Below are 22,812 nucleotides of genomic sequence, written 5' to 3'. Positions count from 1 at the left end.
ACATTATGTTAGGAACACAAGAAATTATTATCATCGCCATTATCATTCTCATTCTGTTTGGAGGCAAGCGCATTCCCGAACTCATGAAGGGCTTAGGAAAGGGCGTTCGCTATTTTAAAGACAGCGTGAACGGCGTGGATGCGTCTGAAGAGCAGCACTCTTCAAAAGACAAACCAGCGGAGACGCAGCACGATGAGCCCACGCGATGAGATGACATTTTGGGAGCATTTGGAGGAGCTCCGACGCGTTTTCATCAAAATCATCTTGGCCATCGTTGGGTGTGGTCTCGTGGCTTTCTTGCTGAAAGACGAGGTGTTTCGCCTGATTTTAGCCCCCCATGCCCCCGATTTTCTGTCTTATCGCCTCTGCGAACAGCTCCATTTGCTGTCGCAAAACGACATAACCACCACGGCATCTGCCATTCAGTTGGTCAACACCACGCTCACAGGACAGTTTGCTATGCATGTGAAAGCGTCGGCCTATGTAGGTTTCATGGTGGCATCGCCCTATGTGTTCTATCAGCTTTTCGGCTACATTGCGCCCGCTTTCGAGCCCGCTACGCAACAACGTGTGGTGCCTATTGTGGTGAGTAGCTTTGTGATGTTCTGCACAGGTCTTGCGTTTAACTATTTTGTTATCTTCCCTTTAACGTTCCATTTCTTAGGAACCTACCAGGTAAGTGGCAGCGTTGAGAACCTCATCACGCTCAACTCCTATGTAGACACGCTGTTAGTGTTGAGCCTCCTGATGGGCATTCTCTTCGAGTTACCTTTAGTTTGCTGGCTCATGGGGCGTTGTGGGCTGCTCACAGCATCCACTATGCGCCGTTATCGCCGCCATGCGGTGGTAGCAATCGTGGTCGTTGCAGCCATCATCACCCCCACTTCCGATGTCTTCACCCTCGCGGTTGTCTCCCTCCCCATTTGGCTTTTATATGAAGTCAGCGTGCTGTTGGTGCCCAAATAACGGCACAATATCAGGCAAATGACTACAGATGCGCGTGCATGACGGGCTCTTTCGCCCCACATGTGCCGTTCACATGGCAACCTGATGGGGCTAAAATCGACCATAAAGGCTCAAAACGACAAGCCTTTTTACTTTTATTCTATGAAAAACAAAATTATCTTTCCAAGGGGAAGACATTTTGTTTTTTTTCTGTATTTTTGCTGGAAAATAGCCTGATATGGAATCATCCTACCTATTTTCTATCGGACATGGCAATAAAAGCATCGCGGAGTTTATTGCTGAGTTGGCGCAATTTGATATTCAATATCTGATTGATATCCGTTCAAAACCCTATTCAAAGTTCTATCCTTGGTTCAATCATTACGAACTAAAGCATGCTATCTCTGAAACGCATCAGATTACTTATGCCTACATGGGCGACGTTCTTGGAGGGCTACCCAAGGAGGATTGCGGTTGTTATACCGATGGAAAAGTGGATTATAGCAAGTTAGCACAGATGGATTTCTTTCAAAAAGGGCTGCAAAGATTAGTGAATGCCCATCAACAAGGCTATAAAACCTGTATCATGTGCAGCGAAAGCGATCCCTGCATGTGCCACAGAACGAAGCTCATTGGCGAGGAATTGCGAAAGTTTGGCATCACACTGCAACATATTTATCGCACCAAAGACGGACGAGTTATGCTGATTTCTCAGGCGCAAGCGATGGCCAATGTGCTCAACAATGATGGCAGAAAGACCGACTTATTCCATCAAGACGAAGAGATAAACCTCACTTCACGGAAACAATATGTCTGACCTCGCCCTCTATACCATGGGCGTTTATGGCTCTACCGAAGCGTCGTTCTTTAAGAAATTGGGGCAAAACAACATCGACACCTTTTGTGATATTCGGCAAAGGCGTGGCGTAAGGGGGAGTAAATATCGCTATGTCAACAGCTTATACCTGCAAGAGAAGCTCAAAACCATGGGCATTGCTTATCATTATGTGAAGGCACTTGCACCAACAAATGAGATTAGAAGCATGCAACATGCCGACGATTTTGCAAAGGGTGTTGTGAAGAAAGACCGCACAACATTAGGCACAGCATTCATCCATGCCTATCAATCGCTCATCTTGCAGCCCTTTGATTGCGAGGCTCTATTGGCCGATTTAAAAGCAGCGCATGCACAAAACGTTGTCTTTTTCTGCATAGAAGAATGGCCAGAGGCCTGCCATCGCTCGCTCGTTGCAACCGAACTACAGCAAAAATTTCATTTAAAACTTAAACACTTATAAATATGAACACCATATTAATCGTGTCAAGAACACAAATGTCGCATGGTGTTTGTGTGGGTGGCATCGTGGAAGAGACAAACGAATTTATCCGTTTGCACACCGATACTGGTGGCAACCTTCCCACAGAAGCACCTTATCAGATTGGCGACCGCTGGCACATGCTGGTTGAACCTGCATGGAATGCACGCCCGAAGCCACATGTCGAAGACCGACAAACCACCGCCGTTCAACATCTTGAAAATGTTGGCATGCAAGGCGTAGCCAACTTCATCAGGCAACATTGCAGCATCACCGAAGGCTGCATCACACAGTTATTCAATCACACACTTCAATTTTCCGGGCCTCACTTCTTAACGGGGTCTGTTGGAAAGGACCATGTTCCCGACCACAGTGTGGCCTTTTGGGTGGCCGACAAAGACCTCATGAAGCACGACAACTCCTTTCAAGGTAAGCCGGGAGTATACTATTTGTATGGCAGCTATCGCATCAAATACGTTGGTTTTCAAACGCCTTTAGACTGCATTCCGCAAGGAACAGTGCTTAGAATGTCGTTAGCCAACTGGTGGAAGAAAGGAGATAGCGACGAGGAACGATGCTATTTGCAACTGTCGGGCTGGTATGTATAGGTTTTATTTAGGGTGATAAGACTCCCCATCACCCAAGTTTTATCGCAGTCAGCCAGCCTGACCTTCAGCACACTCATTGCAGCCTTTCTGTAGTTTTATACCACCCTTGCTACCTAAAAGCATCGTAATTACGCCGCAATTAGCACCAAATTGTGAAGTAATCACCATGAGATTGCGCGGTAATCTATGCTATATTGTGTGAGCCTTTCTACCCCATCAGGGCGCGATGAAGAGAATATTCCGAGTTAAAATAATTTAAAATTATTGTAATGCTAAAAATATTGTATAGCTTTACACCCATATTACTAACTTAATTGTCAACCTTTAGAAAAATGAAAGGAAACATCATGAAAGGAACTTTCCTGCATAACGGGCAGTTCATTTGGATGGAAACAGACAGCAGTCCTTCTTAAAAGAAGCCTGATGTGGCACATCTGTGTCCAACATGGATTTGCCCCCAACACCCCACTAATCAACAACAAAGAACTATCCATCTGCCTAAAATCTAACGATGCAGTCAAAAGATCTTTTAAATCAGATGCTGTTCCGATCACTCTCGGGCGCAGCTTTTTTGCTCCTATCGCCCACTTTACCCGCTAAAGTGTACGCTTTTACGCCGCGATTGGATGCACATTCAACTATTATTCACGCCATTTCGCCTGCCGATATGGCCAGTTTATCATCAACTCCTCACAACACGGTGCCGAAAATTGTAGGTATTGTGACCGATTCAAGTACGGGAGAACCGCTCATTGGCGCTACCATTAAGTTGGTAGGCAGCACTACCGGCACTGTAACCGATACTGATGGGCGCTTTGAAATTCGTGCTGCGAAGGGTGCAACGCTCGAAGTTTCGTACTTAGGTTACACCTCCAAGAAGGTGAAGGTGACCGATGTGAAGGTGCTTTCGATCACCCTTTCAGACCAAGCGCAAGTGTTGGAGGGTGCCGTAGTCACAGCCTTTGGCACGGCACAAAAGAAAGAAACCGTCACAGGATCGATTCAAACCGTTCGCCCAAACGACCTGAAAGTGCCCGCAACCAACCTTTCTACGGCCTTTGCCGGTAGACTTTCGGGTGTGATAGCCTATCAACGCAGTGGCGAGCCCGGCAACAATGGCGCCAATTTCTTCATTCGTGGTATTTCAACCATGAGTGGTGCCACCTCGCCTTTGATTGTGATGGATGGCGTAGAGATTTCGCAAGGCGACCTCAACGCTATCGACCCCGAGATTATTGAGAGCTTCTCGGTGCTGAAAGATGCCACCGCCACCGCCATGTATGGTACGCGTGGTGCCAATGGTGTGCTGATTATTAAAACCAAATCGGGTGCCGACCTCGACCGTCCTATCATTGGATTGCGCGTGGAAAGCTGGGTTAACACGCCGACAAAACGCCCGAAGATTGTCGATGGCGTGACGTTTATGCGCATGTATAACGAGGCTGTGACCAACCAGCAGTCGGGCGATTTGCTCTACTCGGAAGACAAAATCAACGGCACCCTCAAAGGGCTTAACCCCTATGTCTATCCGAATGTGGATTGGTATAAGGAGCTATTCAAGTCGGCAACATGGAACCAACGTGCTAATTTCAATGTGCGTGGCGGAACGGCGAAGATTACTTATTTTATGAATATCAACGCCAGCCACGAGACAAGCATGCTGAAAAACGTGTCGAAGAAATATTTCTCGTATGACAACACGACGAGTTTCATGAAGTATGCTTTTCAAAACAACGTGGATTTTCATCTGTCGAAGCAATCGTTGTTGTCGTTACATCTGAACGTACAAATGAGCAACATGCACGGCATGCTCACCAATTCGAATGGCGGTGGTGTGCAACAAGTGTTTGGAGCTATCATGGGAACCAACCCTGTTGATTTCCCTATTATGTATCCGAAGGGCGATGATGATTGGTATCATTGGGGTGCTTTGCAAGCAGGCAATTACAATCCCGCGAACCCTATGGCCGCAGCAACGACAGGTTATAAAGATGTTTTCGAGAGTACTGTAGTGGCTAATTTGAACTTTGAGCAGAAATTGGATTGGCTGACCAAAGGGTTGGCATTCAAAACACTGTTCTCTTTTAAGAACTGGACGCAGAATTCAAAGTACAGAGTGCAAGACTACAACCACTATCAGCTCACGAGTTATGCTCCCAACCCTGCGGCAGAGGGTGGCTATGACTACACGGTTGCGCCTATTGGTGTGCCACAGAAATACTTGTTAAGTAATTATTTTTCCACGAATGGCGACCGCAAATACTATTTTCAGGCCTATTTAGACTACAATCGCACGTTTAACGACCACACGGTGAGTGCGATGGTGCTGTTTAATATCGACGAGTATAACCAGAATGTCAACAGCAACTTCCTGTCTTCGTTGCCCAAACGTCGCATGGGATGGGCCGGAAGACTCTCGTATGACTATAAGCATCGCTACATGGCTGAGTTTAATGCGGGTTACAATGGTTCAGAGAGTTTTGCCAAAGGCCATCGTTGGGGTTTCTTCCCCGCCGCTTCTTTGGGTTGGAATGTGGCCGAGGAGCCGTTCTTTAAGCCGCTTAAGAAAGTGGTGCAACAACTGAAACTACGCGGTTCTTATGGTTTGGTGGGTAACGATCAAGTGGGTAGTGCCCGCTTTGCCTATCAGGCAATCGTCAACTTAACAGGTGGTGCAGGCTACAATACGGGCTATGGTAACCAGCAAAGACTGTTGACAGGCCCATCATTTACGCGCTTTGAAAACAAGAACCTCACATGGGAAGTGGGTCGCAAACTTAATCTCGGTGTGGATTTAAGCATCTTTGATGTGCGCCTCACGGTGGATGCTTTCCGCGAAATACGCAGTCACATCTTCCAGGCCAAAGGCTCTATTCCTAACTATTTCGGCACGGCCAATACCGTGATTTATGGCAACTTGGCCAAGATAAAGAACTGGGGTGTTGACCTTGCAGTGGATTATGGCAAGCAAATCAACAAGAATTTGTCGGTGGAATTCCGTGGCACATTCACCTTTGCCCGCAACAAAGTGCTTGAATATGACGAGGCAGCCGACACGCGTCCTGCATTGCGTCAGGTGGGAAGAAGCCTCAACACCTATTTAGGTTATGCGGCTGATGGGCTTTATATCGATAAGGCCGACATTGCAAATAGCCCACGTTCGACCTTGGCCAATATCACAGTGGCACCGGGTGACGTGAAATATGTTGACCAACCCGACCAATATGGCGAGCGCGATGGGAAGATTGACGCCAACGACCGCGTGCAGATTGGCCACCCCTACGTGCCCGAAATTCTCTATGGTTTCGGCCCTTCTATTGCGTATAAGAAATGGGATTTGTCGTTTTTCTTCCAAGGTCAGGCCAACGTTAGCTTGATGATGTCGGGCTTTGAGCCTTTTGGTACGCAAAGCAAAAACAACGTGTTGCAATGGATTGCTGACGATTATTGGCGCAAAGACTATCAAAATCCGCATGCTGCTTATCCACGCTTGACGAAATACAACAACAATAACAACATGCAATGGTCGACCTATTGGTTGCGCAATGCTGCTTTCCTGCGGTTGAAAAACCTCGAGGTGGGCTACAAATTTAAATTTGGTCGTGTGTATGCCAGTGCCAACAACGTGTTCTGTTTGTCAGCCTTCAAGCTTTGGGATCCCGAGGCTGGCGGTGGCGCAGGCATGTCTTATCCACTGCAACGCACGTTCAACATTGGTTTACAACTAACTTTTAAATAACGCATTCTTATGTCTAAAATAAATCTATTCTATCGTTTTCTCATCGCCGCAACAACCGTTTGCAGCTTTACGGCATGCGACTTCTTAGATATTGTGCCCGATGAGAATGCTACAGAGAAGGACACTTACTCGGATAAAGACAAGGCCGAGAAGTATCTTTACTCTTGTTATGGCTTCTTGCCTCAATGCAACATAGCGCAAAACTCGCTCGACTTGCTCACGGGAGACGAGGTGGTTTCGTCGTTTGAGCACGAGACATTTGCATCTTTTCCGAAAGGAAATTTCACGGCCAGTAACCCTGTTATCTCCTATTGGAATTGGTTTTTCCAAGGCATTCGCCAAACCTATATGTTCTTAGACGCTATCGATAAGACCCCGGGATTGGACGATGCCATGCGCACAGACTACAAAGCGCAGGCTAAATTTCTCATTGGTTACTATCATTATTTGTTGGCACGCTGCTATGGTCCGATTATCTTGGTGAACGAAACACCTGATTTTGAGACCCCGGTGAAGAACTATGCACATCGCAGACCCTATGATGAATGTGTGGAATGGATATGCAACAAGCTCGACGAAGCGGCGGCTAACCTGCCCGCAAGCCGCCCACAAGTGCAATATGGATTGGCAACCAATGTGGCAGCCAAGGCGATAAAGGCGAAGATGTTGCTCTATGCGGCATCGCCACTCTTCAACGAACAGGCGCCCACTTTGTTTGGTAACATGAAAGATCCCGACGATGGTACGCCACTCATGCCCGCAGCTTACGACCCCAATAAATGGGTGAAGGCGCGCGATGCCATGAAGGAAGCCATCGATTTGGCCGAGGCTAACGGCTATCATCTCTACACCAAGCAAGACCGATATATCGGCGATGCGAGCAAAAATCCTTATCCTGTTGCCGGTCCCGAACGCTGCATGCGCTTGCTTTCGTTGGACTATCAGGAGGTGAACCCCGAAGTGTTGCTGGCTGAAACGCGCGGCGAGGGCTGGTATGGTGTGCAAAACAAGTCGATGCCTTTCAACAACTCGGGCTCGGCTTGGAATGGCATTTGTCCCACATGGGCAATGCTCAATCGCTTCTATACCAAGAATGGACTGCCTTGGGACGAAGACCCTGCCTATAAAAACAACGACAAATTGCAGGTAGTGACGATTGATGCGGCTCACGAAGACGAAGGGAAAGTGGGCGAACAGACCATCGCTTTCAACCTCGATCGCGAGCCACGATTCTATGCTTGGGTAGCTTTCCAAGGTGGTTATTATGAGCTTCAAAACGATCCTACTAACCCTGCTTACACCATGAGCAATGGACAAAAGAACACTTCTGACTCGCGTTTGGTGTGCGACTTCCTGTTAGGAGGCAACTGTAGCCGCGGAACTGTGTCACAACGTCGCCCGGGTAACTATTCACCCGGTGGTTATCTCAACAAAAAGTTTGTGAGTCCCAACACTGTTGTTGCCTCATCGGGTGGTGGATCGCGCGAATATGCTCCCTTCCCGGTCATTCGTTTGGCCGACCTTTACTTAGGTTATGCCGAAGCATGTGTGGAGACGGGCGATCTGCAAACCGCTAAAACCTACTTGAATAAAGTGCGTGTGCGGGCCGGTATTCCCACGGTTGAGACCTCATGGGCACCCACAGGCATTGCCCTTAACCAAGCCAAATTGCGGCAAATCGTGCGACAGGAGCGCATGGCCGAGTTCTATTTGGAGTGTCAAAACTTCTGGGATATGCGTCGTTGGATGTTAGCCGAGCAATATTTCAACGTGAAAGCAAAGGGATTGAACATTGATGCGACAACCATGCCACAGTTTGCTACGCTGAAAGATATTCAGTTTGAACGCAAATTCGAAGCGCCCACGCAATATCTTTTGCCCATCCCCATCGACGACATCAATAAAAATCCACACTTGGTGAATAACCCCGGTTACACGGGCGACCACCGAAAGTAATCACTTAAAGCAACGAAACAATATGAAAAAAATAAAACTTTCGCTCATGATGTTGTGCGTCGCAGCTTGCTTCTCGGCCTGCTCTGACGACGACAAAGGGCCTGCACCCACCAACATTGATGGTCAAACACTCACCTATGACAAGCGCCCCGGTGGCCTTGTCATTCGTTGGACCATCCCCGAAAATCCTACTTATAAATATATTCGGGTGACCTATCAGGTACCAGGTGAGTCCACACAGCGCATGCGTTTGGCGAGTGTCTATAGCGATTCCATTCTCATCGACAACCTTTTGGCACGCTATGGCGACATTGTCTATCAGCTGCAGCCCGTTTCTTCTGGCGGTGCTGAAGGAAATACCGTCAGCATCACAGCACAAGCGGGTGAGGCAAAGAAGACCATTCTCGAAACCTATAAAGACCGCATCGATTTCGATATTCACCACGTGTGGACCGATGATGCCGAAACAAGCGAAGGACCACTCTCGGCACTCATTGATGGAAACGAGAACAATTTCTTCCACATGAGCTGGACTGCACCGAAGCCTTTCCCCCATTACATCGTGTTTGACTTGGGCACACCGCGCAAAGCGTTGCAATTTCGCTACGTATGTCGCAAGGGAGGTGGCCGCGACAACCCCAAAGCCATCGATGTGTTGGTGAGTGATGCCTTCACCGAAAGCGCTGCTACCTATGCCAACGAAACGGGAACGCGCAAGTTAGCTTCGTTCACTAACCTGCCTGCTGATCAGCATGCGACGTATGAAACCAACCGAACTATTAAGAGCGAGACACCGTTCCGCTACGTGTGGTTCAAGATTAATGGTTCTACCAGCAACCAACAGTGGGTGGCTTTGGCCGAATGGCAGGTGTTCAAAGTGCGCGAAAAGGTGATCGACCCCGAGCTCAACGACACCACCATCATCGAATATTAAAGCGCGCCTATCAACAAATTACGTCGGCACTTGCAGTGAAGCAAGTTGTCGACGTTTTTCGTTTGCGCGAACCCATGAAAGCATTCCGTACAAAGATAAAACATGTTTTTGACCATTTTATTTGTTGTTTTGCGTAAAAGTTTATAACTTTGCACCCGATGGAGTTACACAACATAACATATAGTATACAGACGTCGCAAAGAAATCCAAAATTCTTTGCATCTTTTTATGCTATTTATTTGGTCAATCCAAATAATTGTGTAAACACACACACACACACACACACACACACACACACACACACACACACACACAGGAGCGAGACCAATATAAAGGTACGCGCGACGCGCGCGTAATATACAATATAATCTCTTATAAACAAAGGGCATGCAAGAAGTTTTTCATAAACTTTTTGCACACCTTTTTCGTGCCTATAAATGAACGAAAAAACAAGGAAAAGATAGTCGTAAATGAATCATTTAAAGCGAAAAGGAAATGAAAAAGAAACAAGTGTATGAGGCTCCTCGCAGCCAGATTGTGACCGTCGAAACAGAGTTTCATCTTTTAAAGAATTCGCCACATGTAACGGCGAATAAGCATAATTTATATTCTCCATGGGAGGATGGTGGCGATTATAATGGCACAGGAAATGGTGACGGAGACTGGTTTGGAGAAGATGCTGATGTCGCACCATAACACTTAACCGTAACTTGAAATAAGAAACGAAATTAAAACAGCAGAAAATGAAATATAAATTAATTTTAGTGACACTTTTTTATGCCATGTTATTATCCGTAATGACAGCTTGCAGCCACGACGACTCAGCCGGCAGCCCCCAAAAAGTAGACATTACCAAACGAACTCTCTTTAAACTCACTTTCGTCGACTACAACAGCGAAGACACCATTGAAGGAACGCGTGCTGCAACAATTCCGCCTAAGAAAACGATCATCCCTATGGGTGACATTTTTGCAGAAGTAAGCATTGAGCGCGACACTACACACTTCTCTGCTCAAAAGCAAGTTGTCAAAACGCGTGCTGATGAGGATAAACGATATAAAATTTTTGCCTATCAGGGCTCTTTGTTGATTGGTAGTATTAGTGGTACGTATGAAGGCGGCAACTTTACGCTTGATGGTGGGATCGACGGTTTACCACTTGATCCCGGCACCTACACTTTTATTTGTACCAATGGCTATGTAAACACCTCGGGGCCACTATGGACCGTTTCGCGTGAAAACATTTCAAATGCTCAAATCGGTATCGTCGAGAATTTAGTTATCAGTGCAACGCCAAAACTTAGAGAGATCGATTTTCCGATGAAGTATCTGGGAAGTCGAGTGACCCTATCAATTAATAACGAAGCTTTATCGGTTTCTCCTACCGTTAAATTCACATTTGCTTCAACAAAGAATATTGTGCAGCAAGCAACGTTCAATCCTTTGACCCATGCTTTTACCTATAGCAATGCGGCACCCTTTTCAGCAAATGAACAAGTTACTTCTTTCACTGGCGTAGAGGGCATGTTCTATAAAGCATACTATTTTTTACCGGAGACGAACCTCGCCAATTTGAAGTTGGCCTTCACCGAAGGCACACTCACCAAATATCATTATCCGCTTACCACACGCTATTGGACATTCCCGACGGCACCCGTAGCGAAAATGAACACATCGTACCGGCTTAACGTCAGTTTTCATTTTAACTATCTCTATCTTTATAGTGATGGCACAACCGGAAAATATACGGATGCCGATTTTGCTTCGCACACACCGGTTGGCATAGTGGTGAGCCGCAGCAAACGGTTGGCTGTAGCATTAAATGATGCTGCAAATACCGACTACGATGCAAGCAATATTAGACCCTGGGGACCCTCTTCGCAATATAGCAACACCACAGCAAGTAGCAATTTGGCCGACGCGCTGAATGATTTCAACGGAGAGGACTACACCTATAACACCACCTATAGCACGGACGGCTTGGTGAGAGCCAATGAGCAAACAAAATACAAAGCCTTTTATGTGGCTGCCCATTATAATCCCGGCGTGATACTCACGGGGACGCTTGCTGGCAAACGCTGGTTCTTACCTTCGGCTGGTGAATGGAATTTATTTCATAAGAATGTCCGGTTAAGTAATAACGATTTGACAACTAGCGCTACAGACGATTTGCATTCGTATGATGGAAACATTAGGCGTTTAGTATTTCCAGATGCTTATGGCATAGCACGTGGCGGCGGCGAGCCATTCCACTATCAATTCCGAGACTACATGTATGCAACAAACTGCTATCTCTCATCATCAGAATATAGCTACAATGAGTTTTGGGGATATTATACGAATGCAATGAGAATAGATAACGGAGTAACATTTGACTATTGGATTTCAAAAATATGGGGTATGCGATCTGCTGACAAAAACTTTCCCTATGATGGTGGTAGTAAGTATTATTTTGTTCGTCCGTTCATTCATTATTAATAGATGATGCACATGGTAAAGTCGTTGCCTATCAGAATCACGTTAGATACAGTGTTTCTAATCGTTTTTCAAGTAGAATCATGTTAGATACACTGTTTCTAATCGTTTTCAGAGCAGAATCACGTTAGATACAGTGTTTCTAATCTGTTTCAAAGAAAAATTGCGTTAGATACACTGTTTCTAATCGTTTTCAGAGCAGAATCACGTTAGATACAGTGTTTCTAATCGTTTTCAGAACAGAATCACGTTAGTTACACTGTTTCTAATCATTTTCAGAGCAAAATTACGTTAGATACAGTGTTTCTAAACGGTTTCAGAACGATACGTTTTAAAAGACTATTTCATTAACAACATGTATAATTAAATTCTAATAAAAATGAAGCAAATTAATTCAATCAGTTTGGAGCGCATGAGTAATGGCTCCCATTTTTTGTTCATCACCGACACGGTGGGGCTCGCCACGGCCGATACCAAAGTAAAAACAAAAGTGACGGCCGAGTTGACAGCCTTGCAAACGGCGCTGAAGGCCGAGGACGATGCGCTGGCGTTGTCGAAAGCCAACCTGCTGAGCGGCGAAATCAAAACGCTCGATACGGAGCGCGACAAGCACTACAAGGCGCTGCGCAAGGCCATCACGTTTTTTCTGAACCATCCCGATGCCCAGCTGGTGAAGGCCGCCGCGCGGTTGGAACAGTTGCTGAAGGACTACAACATCGACCCCAAGATGCAGTTGGACCGCGAGACGGGCCTGTTGCTCAATCTCATCAGCGATTTGGAAACGAAATCGGCTGCCGATGTCACGGCCCTGGCTTTGACGCCCGTGGTGCAGGCCATGAAGCAGGCCAACGATAAGTTGCGCGAGGTGACGCGGGCGCGTGCCAACGACCGTGCGGTGCAGATTGTGGGTCAGTTGAAGCAGGCGCAACACGCCTCCGACGAGGCCTATCGCACGTTGGTGCAAAAGGTGAATGCCTTGGCGGTGGTCGAGGGCGAGGCCGATTATGCCGATTTCATCAGCAAGATGAACGAGCAGGTGAAGCACTACAAGCAGGAGGTGCTGCCCAAAGCGAAGAAAAAGGACGGCGGCAAGCAGCCCGGCGACGGTGGGAAACCCGGAGAGGGGAAGAAACCTGGTGACGGCGGGAAGACGCCCGATGGCAAAAAGCCGGGTGACGGTGCTGCAAAGCCGGGCGACGGTGGCGACGGCAAGGATAAGCCGGGTGGCAAAGGTCAGGGCGATGCCACGGTGACACCGAAAGAATAACTTGTTTTAAAATAAATGACGTCATCCATGGTGACGCCAAAAGAATAACTTGTTTTAAAGCAAATGGCGTCATCTACGGTGATGCCGAAAGAATAACGATACACACACTTTTTTATTTTAAGAATGGGGGCGGGAGTGCGCGATGCATTTCCGCCCCCGATGTGTGTGTGGATTGTTTACGCGTTTCGTTTGGGTGGTTGATGTCGTTGGGGAGGATTGTATGCGGATGTATAACGGAGATTGGTAGGGGCGGTGCCTGTGTGCCCGCCCGTGTCGCCCTGCAAGGGCGCATCCATCGTCATCCCCCGCACACAATGCGTGTATTTTTGGGTATGGAAACGCCGCTGCGCGAACGTTCGGGCGGGCACATAGGCACCGCCCCTACGGCTTCGTTTGGGTGGATTGCGCATGGGACGGTTGATTTCGTTTGGATGGATTGTGTGCAAATGGTTATTTTGTTTGTGTGGAAAAATATGATGGAGATTGGTAGGGGCGGTGCCTATGTGCCCGCCCGTGTCGCCCCACAAGGGCGCATTCATCGTTAAATTCCCCGCACACAATGTGTGTGTTTTTGGTATGGAAACGCCGCTACGCGGACGTTCGGGTGGGCACACAGGCGCCGCCCCTACGCATTTTGCTTGAGAGAATTGCGCGTGGATGTTCGCCCCTACGGTTTCATTTGGGCAGATGGCGTGTGGATGTAGAATGGCGTTCTTGCTTGATGAATGGATAGATTGTTTCGGCGATGCGGGCGGCTCCTGTGGCTGTAGGATGGATGCCATCGGGCTGCACATCGTTGGGGGTGAGGCCTGCAAGCTGGTGCAAATCGATGAAATCGCAATGCTTTTTCCGTGCCACTTTGGCTATGATGGGCGTGATAGCATGCACGAGCACGCTGTCATTGATGTTCCATGTGGGTTTGAAGGCGGGGATAGGTGTGGCTAAGAGGATACGGGGATGCGAGGGAAGTTGCTGCAAGGTGTCGACCATGGCTTGCAAATCATGTTCAAAGGCAGCACCATGTTGCCAATTTTCGGGTTTACTATCGTTTGTTCCGAGCTTGATGATGACGATGTTCGGTGCGAAATCGCGTGCCATCTGCCAGGCCTGTTCACGCATATAAGGCCGATCTCCGCTATTGAGCAGCGTGCGAGCACTCACGCCAAAATTGCGCACATAGTAGTCCTTGCCCAATAGTTGCTGCAGGCGTGCGGGGTAGCTGTGCACATCGTTGAGGTCGATGCCCATGCCATCGGTGATGCTATTGCCAATGCAAGCCACACGGATGGCTCCGATTTGAGGTGAGGGAAGGGCTTTGAGCCAAGCCGAAAGGTTAGCGATGAGCTCGCTATGCAACGTGTCGGCAAACGCTTGCAGCAACGCTTTGCGCTGTCCCGGATAGATATGTAACGCACAAGGATTGCCTGCTTTTCGCATGGCTGTGTAATAAGCCACACCATTGTTAACAGGCGAAACCTCGGCATCATCGTTGGCTACCAACACAATAGCGGGCGGCGTGAGATGGTTTTGCACTGTGAACGGCAACTTTTTCTGCGGTGGTGTTGCCAACAGGGGTGACAGCATGATGGTGAAATTTGGTCGCACAGCCCACGGCGCTTCGCACGATTGGCGCGCCACAAGAGCGCCCTCTGCCCCGCAACCCATCATGCCAATGTCGTCGGGATTGAGATGCCACACGCGCGAACTATCGCATATGAGTTGCATGGCACAGTCGACATCAGCCGTGCTTTGGCTGTTGTTGAGCACAAAGAAAGCAATGCCTCGTTGCGTGAAATAGACGGCCATGTGGCGCTCTTCGGGTGTAAACACCGTCGTATGGGGCGCCGTTGTGCAATAGAGCACAGCACGTCCTGAGGGATGTTGCGGCAAAAGGAACGGCATGCGGAAGGACACTCCCTGATGAGCGCTCGCAGATAGACCCACCGCACACCATAGAATGATAAAAAGATGTTTCATTTGCATGGTTCAATCCTATTTAAATGGCGTTCGAAGTTCTATACGATCAAGGCGTTTCGGCCGAAAGTTCTACGTCGAAGATGCCGTCCTTGCGAAGGACAAGTGTCTCTGTGCGATAACCTTTCAGCGAGAAACGCAACTGCTCTCCCTCGTGGGCTGTGATGCGATAAACACCGCGTGCGTCGGTGAAGACCGTTTGTTTACCGGCCTGCACCTTGACACCTGCCATTAAGAAAGCTTGTACATTGCGCACCACACCCTGCACACTGATGCGTTTTCCCATGGGTTGTGGATGCGTGTCGTTCTTATTTTCTGAAGTTTTCGGCATATTGGCCGCCCCGACATGCAGCGTGTCGCGCAGCAGAATGTCGGCCGAAGAAGCCCCAATCTGCACTTCAAAATCGCCGGGTTCAACCACACGTTGCATGACAGCATTGTGCAAATAGAGGTCGGCAATGGGCAGTTGCTGCGTGATGGTTTTCGTTTCTCCCGGTTGCAACGCACACTTTTCAAAGCCAAAGAGCTGTTTGATGGGTGTGGCTACCGAACTCTTCATGTCGCGTATATAAAGCTGTGCCACTTCTTTTCCAGCGCGTTTACCCGTATTTTGCACCCGGAATGTAACCGCAATGGTATCGTTCTCGTTGGTTTGTTTCTTCGAAAGGGCAAGCTGACTATATTTAAATGTAGTGTAAGAAAGGCCATAGCCAAAGGGATAAGCAGGATAAGGGTCGGCAAACACATAATCGCGTCCGGGCTTGTCGGGCGTACCTTTCTTATTATAATAGCCCTTATCGGTGGGCAGATGATTGTAATAGACGGGCAACTGTCCCGTAGCTTTGGGGAACGAAATAGGCAGACGTCCCGAGGGATTGAGCTGTCCAAACAGGGCTTGTGCCAAGGAAAGGCCGGCTTGTTCGCCGCCATACCATTGCACAAGTAGCGCATCGGCCTTATTTTTAAATGCCTCAGTAAGCAACGGACGCCCCGTAACCATGACCACAATGAAAGGCTTCCCCGTGGCAGCAATGCGTTCAATGAGTTGTTGTTGCACACCCGGCAATATCAAATCGGATAAATCATAGCCCTCACCACTCGTTGAAGGTTGCGACGGACGCGCCAACAACATGCTCTGTGTGCCTACCACTACCACGGTAACATCGCTCTGCTTGGCCAACGCCACCGCTTCATCTATAGAGTCAGTGTTTTGCGAATAGTAGTCGCATCCCTTGACATAGCGCACCTTTGTTCGCATGCCAGCCACCTGTTGTATGCCGGCCAAGGGGGTGATGCCATGCCGGTTGTCGGCCGTCCATGAATAATCTCCGAACTGCACTTGCGCGGCATTGGGGCCCACCACTGCGATGCTGTGCAGACGGTTGAGGTCTAACGGCAGGAAATGGTTGCGATTTTCCAACAACACAAGGCTCTCATCGGCCAACTGTTTGGCTACAGCTACGGCCTCGGGTGTGTGGATTTGTTGCCGCCAATGCAGTGTGTCGCTTGCCAATTCATCGAAAAGTCCTGCCTCAAATTTCGTGTAGAGCACATGCGCTGCAGCACTGTCAATGCGCGCTTTATCCAACAGTCCTTGTGCAATGAGCGTGGGAGCCGTGCGGTAATAATCGCTCCCTGCCTCGAGATCTACCCCCGCATTGATGGCTTGTTGTGCTGCTTCAGTCTCACTGTCGGCTGTGTGATGGAAGTAGCGTAGCATAGGAATTGAGCCCCAATCTGAATAGATATAGCCTTTAAAATGCAAGCTATCGCGCAGCAATGTGCGCAGAAAAAAGGGCGAAGAAGTGATGGCTTCGTTGTCGTAGGCACTGTAACAATTCATCACCGAGCCGGCTTTTGTGTGGCGAATGACATATTCAAAAGGCTTGACATACACATCGAACAGCTCGCGCTGTCCACCTTTTACGGAAGCCAGATTGAGTCCACCTTGCGGTGTTCCGTGGGCAACAAAATGCTTTAATGTGGGTATTCCGCCACGGCTTTGAATACCTTTCACATAGTTATACCCCATGCGCGAAATGAGATAAGGGTCTTCACCAAACGTTTCTTCCACACGGCCCCAGCGCTGTTCGCGTGCAATATCGAGGTCGGGTGCCAACACTTGCCTTGCACCAATCGCACGCATTTCGGTACCAATGTGCTGTGCCATGCGAAAAACGAGTTGCGGATTGAACGTGGCACCCTGTGCAATGGCTTGTGGAAAAATGGTGCAACCGTCCTGCACAATGCCGTGAATACCCTCGATAACGGGGATAACAGGAATGCCAAAGCGCGTGCTGTCGGCGGCATTTTGTTGGATGGTGCTCACTGCTTGCCGATATTGTGTGGAGCTATAAGGAAAGGCTTCAAAACAACCAAAGGACATGCTGTGGGTGTAGTTGTTGCGCAACTTGGTTAAATCAACATGCCCGTCGGTGTTATAATGCTTGAAATGAATGTGGCGCATTTGTGCAAGTTTCTCGTCAAGCGTCATGCGTTGGAGCAAATCGTGTACGCGAATAGCAGATGGTAGCGCCGCATTTTGATAAGGAAGCAACACAGCTTTCAGCACACTATCTACCTGTTCGAGATAGTTTCCCGTGGGTGTTGTAGATGCTGTTTGTGGAGAATCGGCCCATTGTTTCTCCATCGCAAAGAAATCAATGTGGGGCATTTCGCCTGTGTTAACCGATTGATAGAGCGCATAGAAGAACTTTTGCCAGCGCGGTTCATAATAGCTTTTCAGCAAACCCGCCCACTCTTTGTTGGCATAATCGTGCACACGAGTGGCCGCACTATCGGGTCCCCAATAGGTAATGAGCATCTTGGCGTTGTGTAATGCCTGCTGCTTGTCGGCAGCGGTGACACCATAATTTGCTGCCTGCGCTAACCAGTTACCCAACAAAAAGTGGGTGTCGGTCTGTAACAAGCGGTCTTGTAATTGCAGCAAATGCATAAACTCCTGTCCTTTCTCGTGCAACAGCGCGGCATCTTTGTTGCGATAAGCCTGCATAGCTGCTGCATAAACGTCACGCGCATGATTGGCCATTACCTGCCGAGCAAGGTCAACTAAGTCATATTGGTAGGTGGCACTTCCCTTATATTGGTCGGCCACTCGACGGAAAAGTCCCAATGCTTTCTCTAAGTCTTTGGGATTATATTGCATTTGTTTTGGCCCCCATGTCGACACACTGGTGACATGAAGTCCCGGTCGTGCACAGAAAATCGACTCGAAAGTACCTTCGCCTTTGATTTTAAACTCGCCGTAGACCGAGTGCGAAAGGATGTGCCAAGCTTGCACAAGCGACTCATCAACATGCCCATAACGATAGGCAATGTAGTCGCGCAACAGACGATCTAAGTCGGGTGTAGTGGTATACCATGCTGTTTTGAGCGCCAAATCATAAACCACAGGATTGCTGTTAATGCCTTCGGGCAGAATGCCTATACCTTGCATCACACCATTCTTTGTCTGCGAAAAAGCACGGTGGGGCTCAGCAACCAACACCGGAAGTTGCCCTCCCATATCGGTCTTTCCGCCGAAATGATTTACACTTCCCCACAACCAAGGCGTGCCACCAAACTCGTTTGAGCTTTCCCATGAAGCAGCAATCTCGCCACTAAGATTAATCAACAACACATGTTGCTTGTCTAATTTCGATAGCAACGTGGGCGAAGGGTTGTTGTTCCAACCTTGCAACACCCATTTTGCGGAGGGGAAATAACGAAGCATGGTCTGCTGAACAGCTGCGGCAGTGGCTGCCACATCCACACCCTTTGTGTTGCCTCCTTCATGGAAAAGGTCGCCACCAAGGAATTTAAAATCGCGTCCATAGCAACGTATTAGGCTCTCATAATAGGCCTTTGCCACTTGCTGGAACAGGTCTTTATCAGACGGAAGCAACATCGGTGGACGATTAAAATGTCCCCATCGCCCCTGCAAAACAAGCTGTGCGGCAGGGAATCTCTCCTTGAAGAAAGACGGAACCAAACCTGGGAAGCCTTGAACAACGGGTTGAATGCCCAGCGCTTGCATGCGTTGTAGCATCTTTCGTTGCAGCTGATAGCGTGCTTCTATGAGGGCTTCACTCATCGGTCCGCCCCATCCTTCGAGATTTCCCATGAGCCACCAGGCCGTATAACCTGGCCCGGGGATGAAGCGTTGCGCTTCAGTTTTGCTAAATCCTAATTGCGTAAGCGTCTCCATCCACACCTTTTCCATTCCCATGGGTGCCAACATTAAGTTGATACCATTGAGTGCCATCCAGTCAAGCTCACGCTCAAAATCGCTCCAGTTGTAAAAAGAATATGTGTAATTGTAGGTGCAATAGTTGAGCGCATAACGATATTTAAATGGCGTTTCCATGCGCACTTCGCCCTTGATGGGCACCAGTTGGAAGGTAGGAGGCAAGTTGTCAGCGTTGTGTGACAAACTAACATGGCAATAGGTGTTGAGATAATGATTCAAAGCCATGGCCGCTGCTGATGTCGTATTGGCTCGAATCAGCAACTGCCCTTTTTGCATTGTGAGCACAAAGGCCTCTTTGTCGGAATGCAGCAAAGGTGCAAACGCCACCTTATTCGTCAGCATGGGGAAACGACGTGCAACCAATTGGCGAACACCTGTGAAGTCAATTGCCGACACAGATAGTACAACTATCCAGCACAGCACAAACAGTGTGCAAAATCTTTTGGCTTGTTTTATCATTGTTTATAGACGCTTGGGATAAATCTTTTATTTTAGTTTCACATCAACAAACACAGGATAGTGGTCTGAAACGGTCTTTGTTTCCTTCACGCTCCCATTCATATAAAGCTGTTTTACCACATGTGTTTGCTTCACTTCTACCTTGTTTTGATGTGCCTTGTCTACCAGCACATAATCAATAGTCTCATTGGGTTCATCGGGCAGACTGCCTGTTGTCGCACTGAGAATGGTGAAGTTTTGAAGCAATTTAGGGAAGGCCGAGACCTCAGCTTTCCACATTGGACTGTCATTTAAATCGCCGGCAAAGAACACAGGCGCATTGGGAAGAGATGGAAGTTCGTGCAGCAACAGGTCAATACTGCTCTGACGATGAGGTGTTTCCAAATCAAGGTGTGTCCCAATAAAGTTGAATTGTGGGAATGAAATAAGAATCAATTTGCGCTTTTCATGCCCCGGGAGTGCCACTTGACGAATGGCAGTAGGCTGTAAAGTCTTCTTATACATCACGCCACATCCAATTTTTCCACCATCAAAAGGAGCCGCAGAACCGAAAACAATTTTATAATCATCTCCTGCAGCCTGCTGAATTTCTTGCAACAGATAGCGTTGAGAGCGCCCATTACATGCACTGTCAAGCTCCTGAATGGCAATCACATCGGGATGGAGAGCCTTAATCACTTCACCAAAATTGCGTGTATGCTCTTCTGTAAATGTTTCACTACTGGTGTGGCTTTTACAATAAAAACTATTATAGGTCATCAGCCGAATCGTGCCCGGAGCCTTTGCATACTTATAATCTTCTGTCGGCTGTGGCTGAGGCTTAAAGTCAGGAATATTGGGATTGGGGTCGTTGTTTCCACCACATCCCAATATGGGCAGTGTGCTGAAGACAAGTGCTGTGAGTACCAATAAATGATGAAAAGAATATCGCATATTATTTTATAATTTTATTGTTTCAATACTTTTGTCAGCAACAAAGTAACAATAAATAACTGACAAACGCTTATTTTAAAATGATAAACCGAGTTAAATAACTCGCTGACGAATTCCCTTCGAAGAGAAATGTCAGCGAGTGTCTTATCAAAATACTAATTTAACCTTATGAGCCTACCAATTTGGATTCTGCTGTATTCTGCCACCATACAGCGTAATCTGATCTTGTGGAATTGGATAGAGATAATCTCTGTTCTCATTCCATGAGCGACTATTACCTGCTATGTCATGCACAATAATGTTTCCACCACTAACACCATTGGCAAGTTGAAGGTTAGAACCCAATTTTAAGAAAGTTCTAATAGGTAGAAGTTCTGTATAAACAGTTTTGCTTGGCGTCGCACCATCGTAGACACATACATCTTTACTATCAATAATGCCATTACCATTTAAATCACATATCACATAATGTCTTACGGGATCTAAAGCTGGAATATACATTCCTTTAAACTGTTTTTCGAAAGCTTTACCTTCCTTCCAACGCATAAGGTCATCATAACGGAAACCTTCATCAAATAACTCGACTGTACGCTCACGACGAATCTCTAAGATAATTCCCTTATTAGAACCCGTCACATTAGGATAACCTGTCTCTGCAGCAGCTAAATAAGGATCAGGATTAGCATTTGCTGCAGCAAGATTCATATTGGGCATCCCCACACGATCTCTCAACTTCTTTACAGATTTATCCAAATCTCCTTGCGTTAATGTACCTAACTCGGCTTTAGCTTCTGCGAAATTGAGATAAACTTCACCTGCACGGAAAAGTATCATGTCGTTAGAAGACTTGTTATAACCGTCCGAAGCAGCACTGGTAACCCACTTCGTTATTTGATAACCAGTTGTTGCTGAAGAGAAATCTGGGGAGAGAACAGTAGCTCCACCAATGCGTTTGTAACCTGGAGTCACAATAGTTTGTGAAAGACGTGGGTCACGATTTTGCATCTCATCGTAGAACTGTTTGGTTTGATAACCGGGTTGATCTGTAAACCTTGTCCCATCATTCATCAAATAGCTATCCACAATCTTCTTATTCATACCAGGAGAAGTACCTGCCGAAAAGAAATATTGATTGGCACTATGTACAATATTAAGACCCAAGTTGTAGTTGCGAGCTAAGATAACTTCCGTGCTCTTTGCATTGTCAGCAGCAAATAAATCCCTATAAGGCTGTGCCCCTGTAGCGTAAATAGTATAAGGACTGTTATCTATAAAGTCTTCTGCTGCATTAGCCGCTTCTGTAAGATAGGTTCCAAAACCAGCAATGCCATGATACTTTCGATAAGTCCCTTCATAAAGGAACACCCTTGATTTGAGTGCTAATGCTGTCCATTTTGTCACACGATACGTATTTTGAGCTGTTGGCAAATTATTGATAGCATAGTTCAAGTCATCAAGTATTTTTGCCATTAACTCATCACGTGATGTGCGAGGTTCATAGAGACGATCGTCTGTAGAGGATAGGGGAGCATCAAACCATGGCACTTCACCAAAACGCTTTACTTTATCGAAATAGAAGTATGCGCGAAAGAAACGTGCCAATCCTTGATACTCTTTGCGGGCAGCCTCATCTGTGCATCGATTAGAACTTTGCAAGAAAGTGTTTATATCAGCGAGTGCACTCCAACTCCATCCACCACCGGATTCGGGCACCGTTCGTGTGCCCAACACTTCCATAGTGAGGGTTGTTGGAATAATAATATCAGCACTTTCGCCATAGAGTGTTGCAGCAGCTGGGAAGTTACCATAAAAGCCATTTGTAAAAGCTTCTAACTCCGTTCGATTGTTGAAATAATTGGTATCAGCAAGTTTATCTTGCGGATCCAAATCCAAATTGCAGCTTGTCACCAATACTGCAACGGCTACATATTGTATAAAGAATAACTTTTTCATAATGA

At 47.4% G+C, this 22,812-nt stretch carries 16 protein-coding genes; 12 read left to right on the top strand and 4 right to left on the bottom strand.

Features of this window, described 5'->3' with window-relative positions:
• Positions 1–5: 5 nt before the first annotated feature.
• The 12 genes from HMPREF9431_RS09365 (at position 6) to HMPREF9431_RS12525 (ending at position 13,784) form a co-directional block, all read left to right on the top strand.
• Positions 6–209, top strand: coding sequence for a Sec-independent protein translocase subunit TatA/TatB (locus tag HMPREF9431_RS09365; RefSeq protein WP_004381018.1), 204 nt, complete (start codon positions 6–8; stop codon positions 207–209).
• A complete protein-coding gene (tatC, locus tag HMPREF9431_RS09360; protein ID WP_004381017.1) occupies positions 193–966 on the top strand; it encodes a twin-arginine translocase subunit TatC in 774 nt (257 codons plus the stop codon). Before HMPREF9431_RS09365 ends, tatC begins: the two co-directional genes overlap by 17 nt.
• Positions 967–1,183: 217 nt before the next feature.
• Complete coding sequence (locus HMPREF9431_RS09355) at positions 1,184–1,762, top strand: DUF488 domain-containing protein (protein ID WP_004381016.1); 579 nt, start codon at positions 1,184–1,186, stop codon at positions 1,760–1,762.
• The gene (locus tag HMPREF9431_RS09350; RefSeq protein WP_004381015.1) at positions 1,755–2,243 is read left to right on the top strand and encodes a DUF488 domain-containing protein; all 489 of its coding nucleotides are present in this window, start codon (positions 1,755–1,757) and stop codon (positions 2,241–2,243) included. The genes HMPREF9431_RS09355 and HMPREF9431_RS09350 overlap by 8 nt, the downstream gene beginning before the upstream one ends.
• A 2-nt stretch (positions 2,244–2,245) precedes the next feature.
• The gene (locus HMPREF9431_RS09345; protein ID WP_004381014.1) at positions 2,246–2,869 is read left to right on the top strand and encodes a dual OB domain-containing protein; all 624 of its coding nucleotides are present in this window, start codon (positions 2,246–2,248) and stop codon (positions 2,867–2,869) included.
• A 667-nt stretch (positions 2,870–3,536) separates the two neighbouring features.
• A complete protein-coding gene (locus tag HMPREF9431_RS09340) occupies positions 3,537–6,608 on the top strand; it encodes a SusC/RagA family TonB-linked outer membrane protein (RefSeq protein ID WP_404827960.1) in 3,072 nt (1,023 codons plus the stop codon).
• Between the two features lie 18 nt (positions 6,609–6,626).
• Complete coding sequence (locus HMPREF9431_RS09335; protein WP_404827959.1) at positions 6,627–8,564, top strand: RagB/SusD family nutrient uptake outer membrane protein; 1,938 nt, start codon at positions 6,627–6,629, stop codon at positions 8,562–8,564.
• A gap of 22 nt (positions 8,565–8,586) precedes the next feature.
• On the top strand, positions 8,587–9,498 hold the full coding sequence (locus HMPREF9431_RS09330) for a discoidin domain-containing protein (protein ID WP_040561513.1): 912 nt from the start codon (positions 8,587–8,589) through the stop codon (positions 9,496–9,498).
• Positions 9,499–9,993: 495 nt separating this feature from the next.
• Positions 9,994–10,194, top strand: coding sequence for a hypothetical protein (locus HMPREF9431_RS09325; protein ID WP_004381009.1), 201 nt, complete (start codon positions 9,994–9,996; stop codon positions 10,192–10,194).
• Between the two features lie 47 nt (positions 10,195–10,241).
• A complete protein-coding gene (locus HMPREF9431_RS09320; RefSeq protein WP_004381008.1) occupies positions 10,242–11,975 on the top strand; it encodes a hypothetical protein in 1,734 nt (577 codons plus the stop codon).
• Positions 11,976–12,351: 376 nt separating this feature from the next.
• On the top strand, positions 12,352–13,239 hold the full coding sequence (locus HMPREF9431_RS09315) for a DUF6261 family protein (protein WP_004381007.1): 888 nt from the start codon (positions 12,352–12,354) through the stop codon (positions 13,237–13,239).
• Positions 13,240–13,571: 332 nt separating this feature from the next.
• Positions 13,572–13,784 carry a hypothetical protein gene (locus HMPREF9431_RS12525; RefSeq protein WP_040561510.1) on the top strand — a complete coding sequence of 71 codons (213 nt, stop codon included), beginning with the start codon at positions 13,572–13,574 and terminating at the stop codon, positions 13,782–13,784.
• Between the two features lie 130 nt (positions 13,785–13,914).
• Here the strand turns inward: HMPREF9431_RS12525 and HMPREF9431_RS09305 are convergent, their stop codons facing one another.
• From HMPREF9431_RS09305 to HMPREF9431_RS09290, 4 genes are all read right to left on the bottom strand, one after another.
• Positions 13,915–15,216: a GDSL-type esterase/lipase family protein gene (locus HMPREF9431_RS09305; protein WP_196794592.1), complete on the bottom strand. Its 1,302-nt coding sequence runs from the start codon at positions 15,214–15,216 to the stop codon at positions 13,915–13,917.
• 46 nt (positions 15,217–15,262) lie between these two features.
• A complete protein-coding gene (locus tag HMPREF9431_RS09300) occupies positions 15,263–19,921 on the bottom strand; it encodes an alpha-N-acetylglucosaminidase TIM-barrel domain-containing protein (protein ID WP_004381004.1) in 4,659 nt (1,552 codons plus the stop codon).
• A gap of 27 nt (positions 19,922–19,948) precedes the next feature.
• Entirely contained in the window at positions 19,949–20,854 is a 906-nt protein-coding gene (locus HMPREF9431_RS09295; RefSeq protein WP_004381003.1) for an endonuclease/exonuclease/phosphatase family protein, read from the bottom strand.
• 174 nt (positions 20,855–21,028) lie between these two features.
• Positions 21,029–22,807 (bottom strand): RagB/SusD family nutrient uptake outer membrane protein, encoded by a 1,779-nt coding sequence (locus HMPREF9431_RS09290; RefSeq protein ID WP_004381002.1) that lies wholly within the window; start codon positions 22,805–22,807, stop codon positions 21,029–21,031.
• Between the last annotated feature and the right edge of the window lie 5 nt (positions 22,808–22,812).

This window comes from Segatella oulorum F0390, assembly GCF_000224615.1.
Taxonomy (GTDB): Bacteria; Bacteroidota; Bacteroidia; order Bacteroidales; family Bacteroidaceae; genus Prevotella; species Prevotella oulorum.
Note: the sequence above shows the minus strand (reverse complement) of the source record. Positions and strands in the feature narration are given on the sequence as shown.

Coding starts and splice junctions, on each gene's coding strand:
- HMPREF9431_RS09355 (WP_004381016.1), top strand. CDS start 1,184: ATGGAATCATCCTACCTATTTTCTATCGGACATGGCAATAAAAGCATC.
- HMPREF9431_RS09325 (WP_004381009.1), top strand. CDS start 9,994: ATGAAAAAGAAACAAGTGTATGAGGCTCCTCGCAGCCAGATTGTGACC.
- HMPREF9431_RS09300 (WP_004381004.1), bottom strand. CDS start 19,921: ATGATAAAACAAGCCAAAAGATTTTGCACACTGTTTGTGCTGTGCTGG.
- HMPREF9431_RS09345 (WP_004381014.1), top strand. CDS start 2,246: ATGAACACCATATTAATCGTGTCAAGAACACAAATGTCGCATGGTGTT.
- HMPREF9431_RS09305 (WP_196794592.1), bottom strand. CDS start 15,216: ATGAAACATCTTTTTATCATTCTATGGTGTGCGGTGGGTCTATCTGCG.
- HMPREF9431_RS09295 (WP_004381003.1), bottom strand. CDS start 20,854: ATGCGATATTCTTTTCATCATTTATTGGTACTCACAGCACTTGTCTTC.
- HMPREF9431_RS09330 (WP_040561513.1), top strand. CDS start 8,587: ATGAAAAAAATAAAACTTTCGCTCATGATGTTGTGCGTCGCAGCTTGC.
- HMPREF9431_RS09340 (WP_404827960.1), top strand. CDS start 3,537: ATGGCCAGTTTATCATCAACTCCTCACAACACGGTGCCGAAAATTGTA.
- HMPREF9431_RS09290 (WP_004381002.1), bottom strand. CDS start 22,807: ATGAAAAAGTTATTCTTTATACAATATGTAGCCGTTGCAGTATTGGTG.
- HMPREF9431_RS09315 (WP_004381007.1), top strand. CDS start 12,352: ATGAAGCAAATTAATTCAATCAGTTTGGAGCGCATGAGTAATGGCTCC.
- HMPREF9431_RS09350 (WP_004381015.1), top strand. CDS start 1,755: ATGTCTGACCTCGCCCTCTATACCATGGGCGTTTATGGCTCTACCGAA.
- HMPREF9431_RS12525 (WP_040561510.1), top strand. CDS start 13,572: ATGGAAACGCCGCTGCGCGAACGTTCGGGCGGGCACATAGGCACCGCC.
- HMPREF9431_RS09365 (WP_004381018.1), top strand. CDS start 6: ATGTTAGGAACACAAGAAATTATTATCATCGCCATTATCATTCTCATT.
- tatC (WP_004381017.1), top strand. CDS start 193: ATGAGCCCACGCGATGAGATGACATTTTGGGAGCATTTGGAGGAGCTC.
- HMPREF9431_RS09320 (WP_004381008.1), top strand. CDS start 10,242: ATGAAATATAAATTAATTTTAGTGACACTTTTTTATGCCATGTTATTA.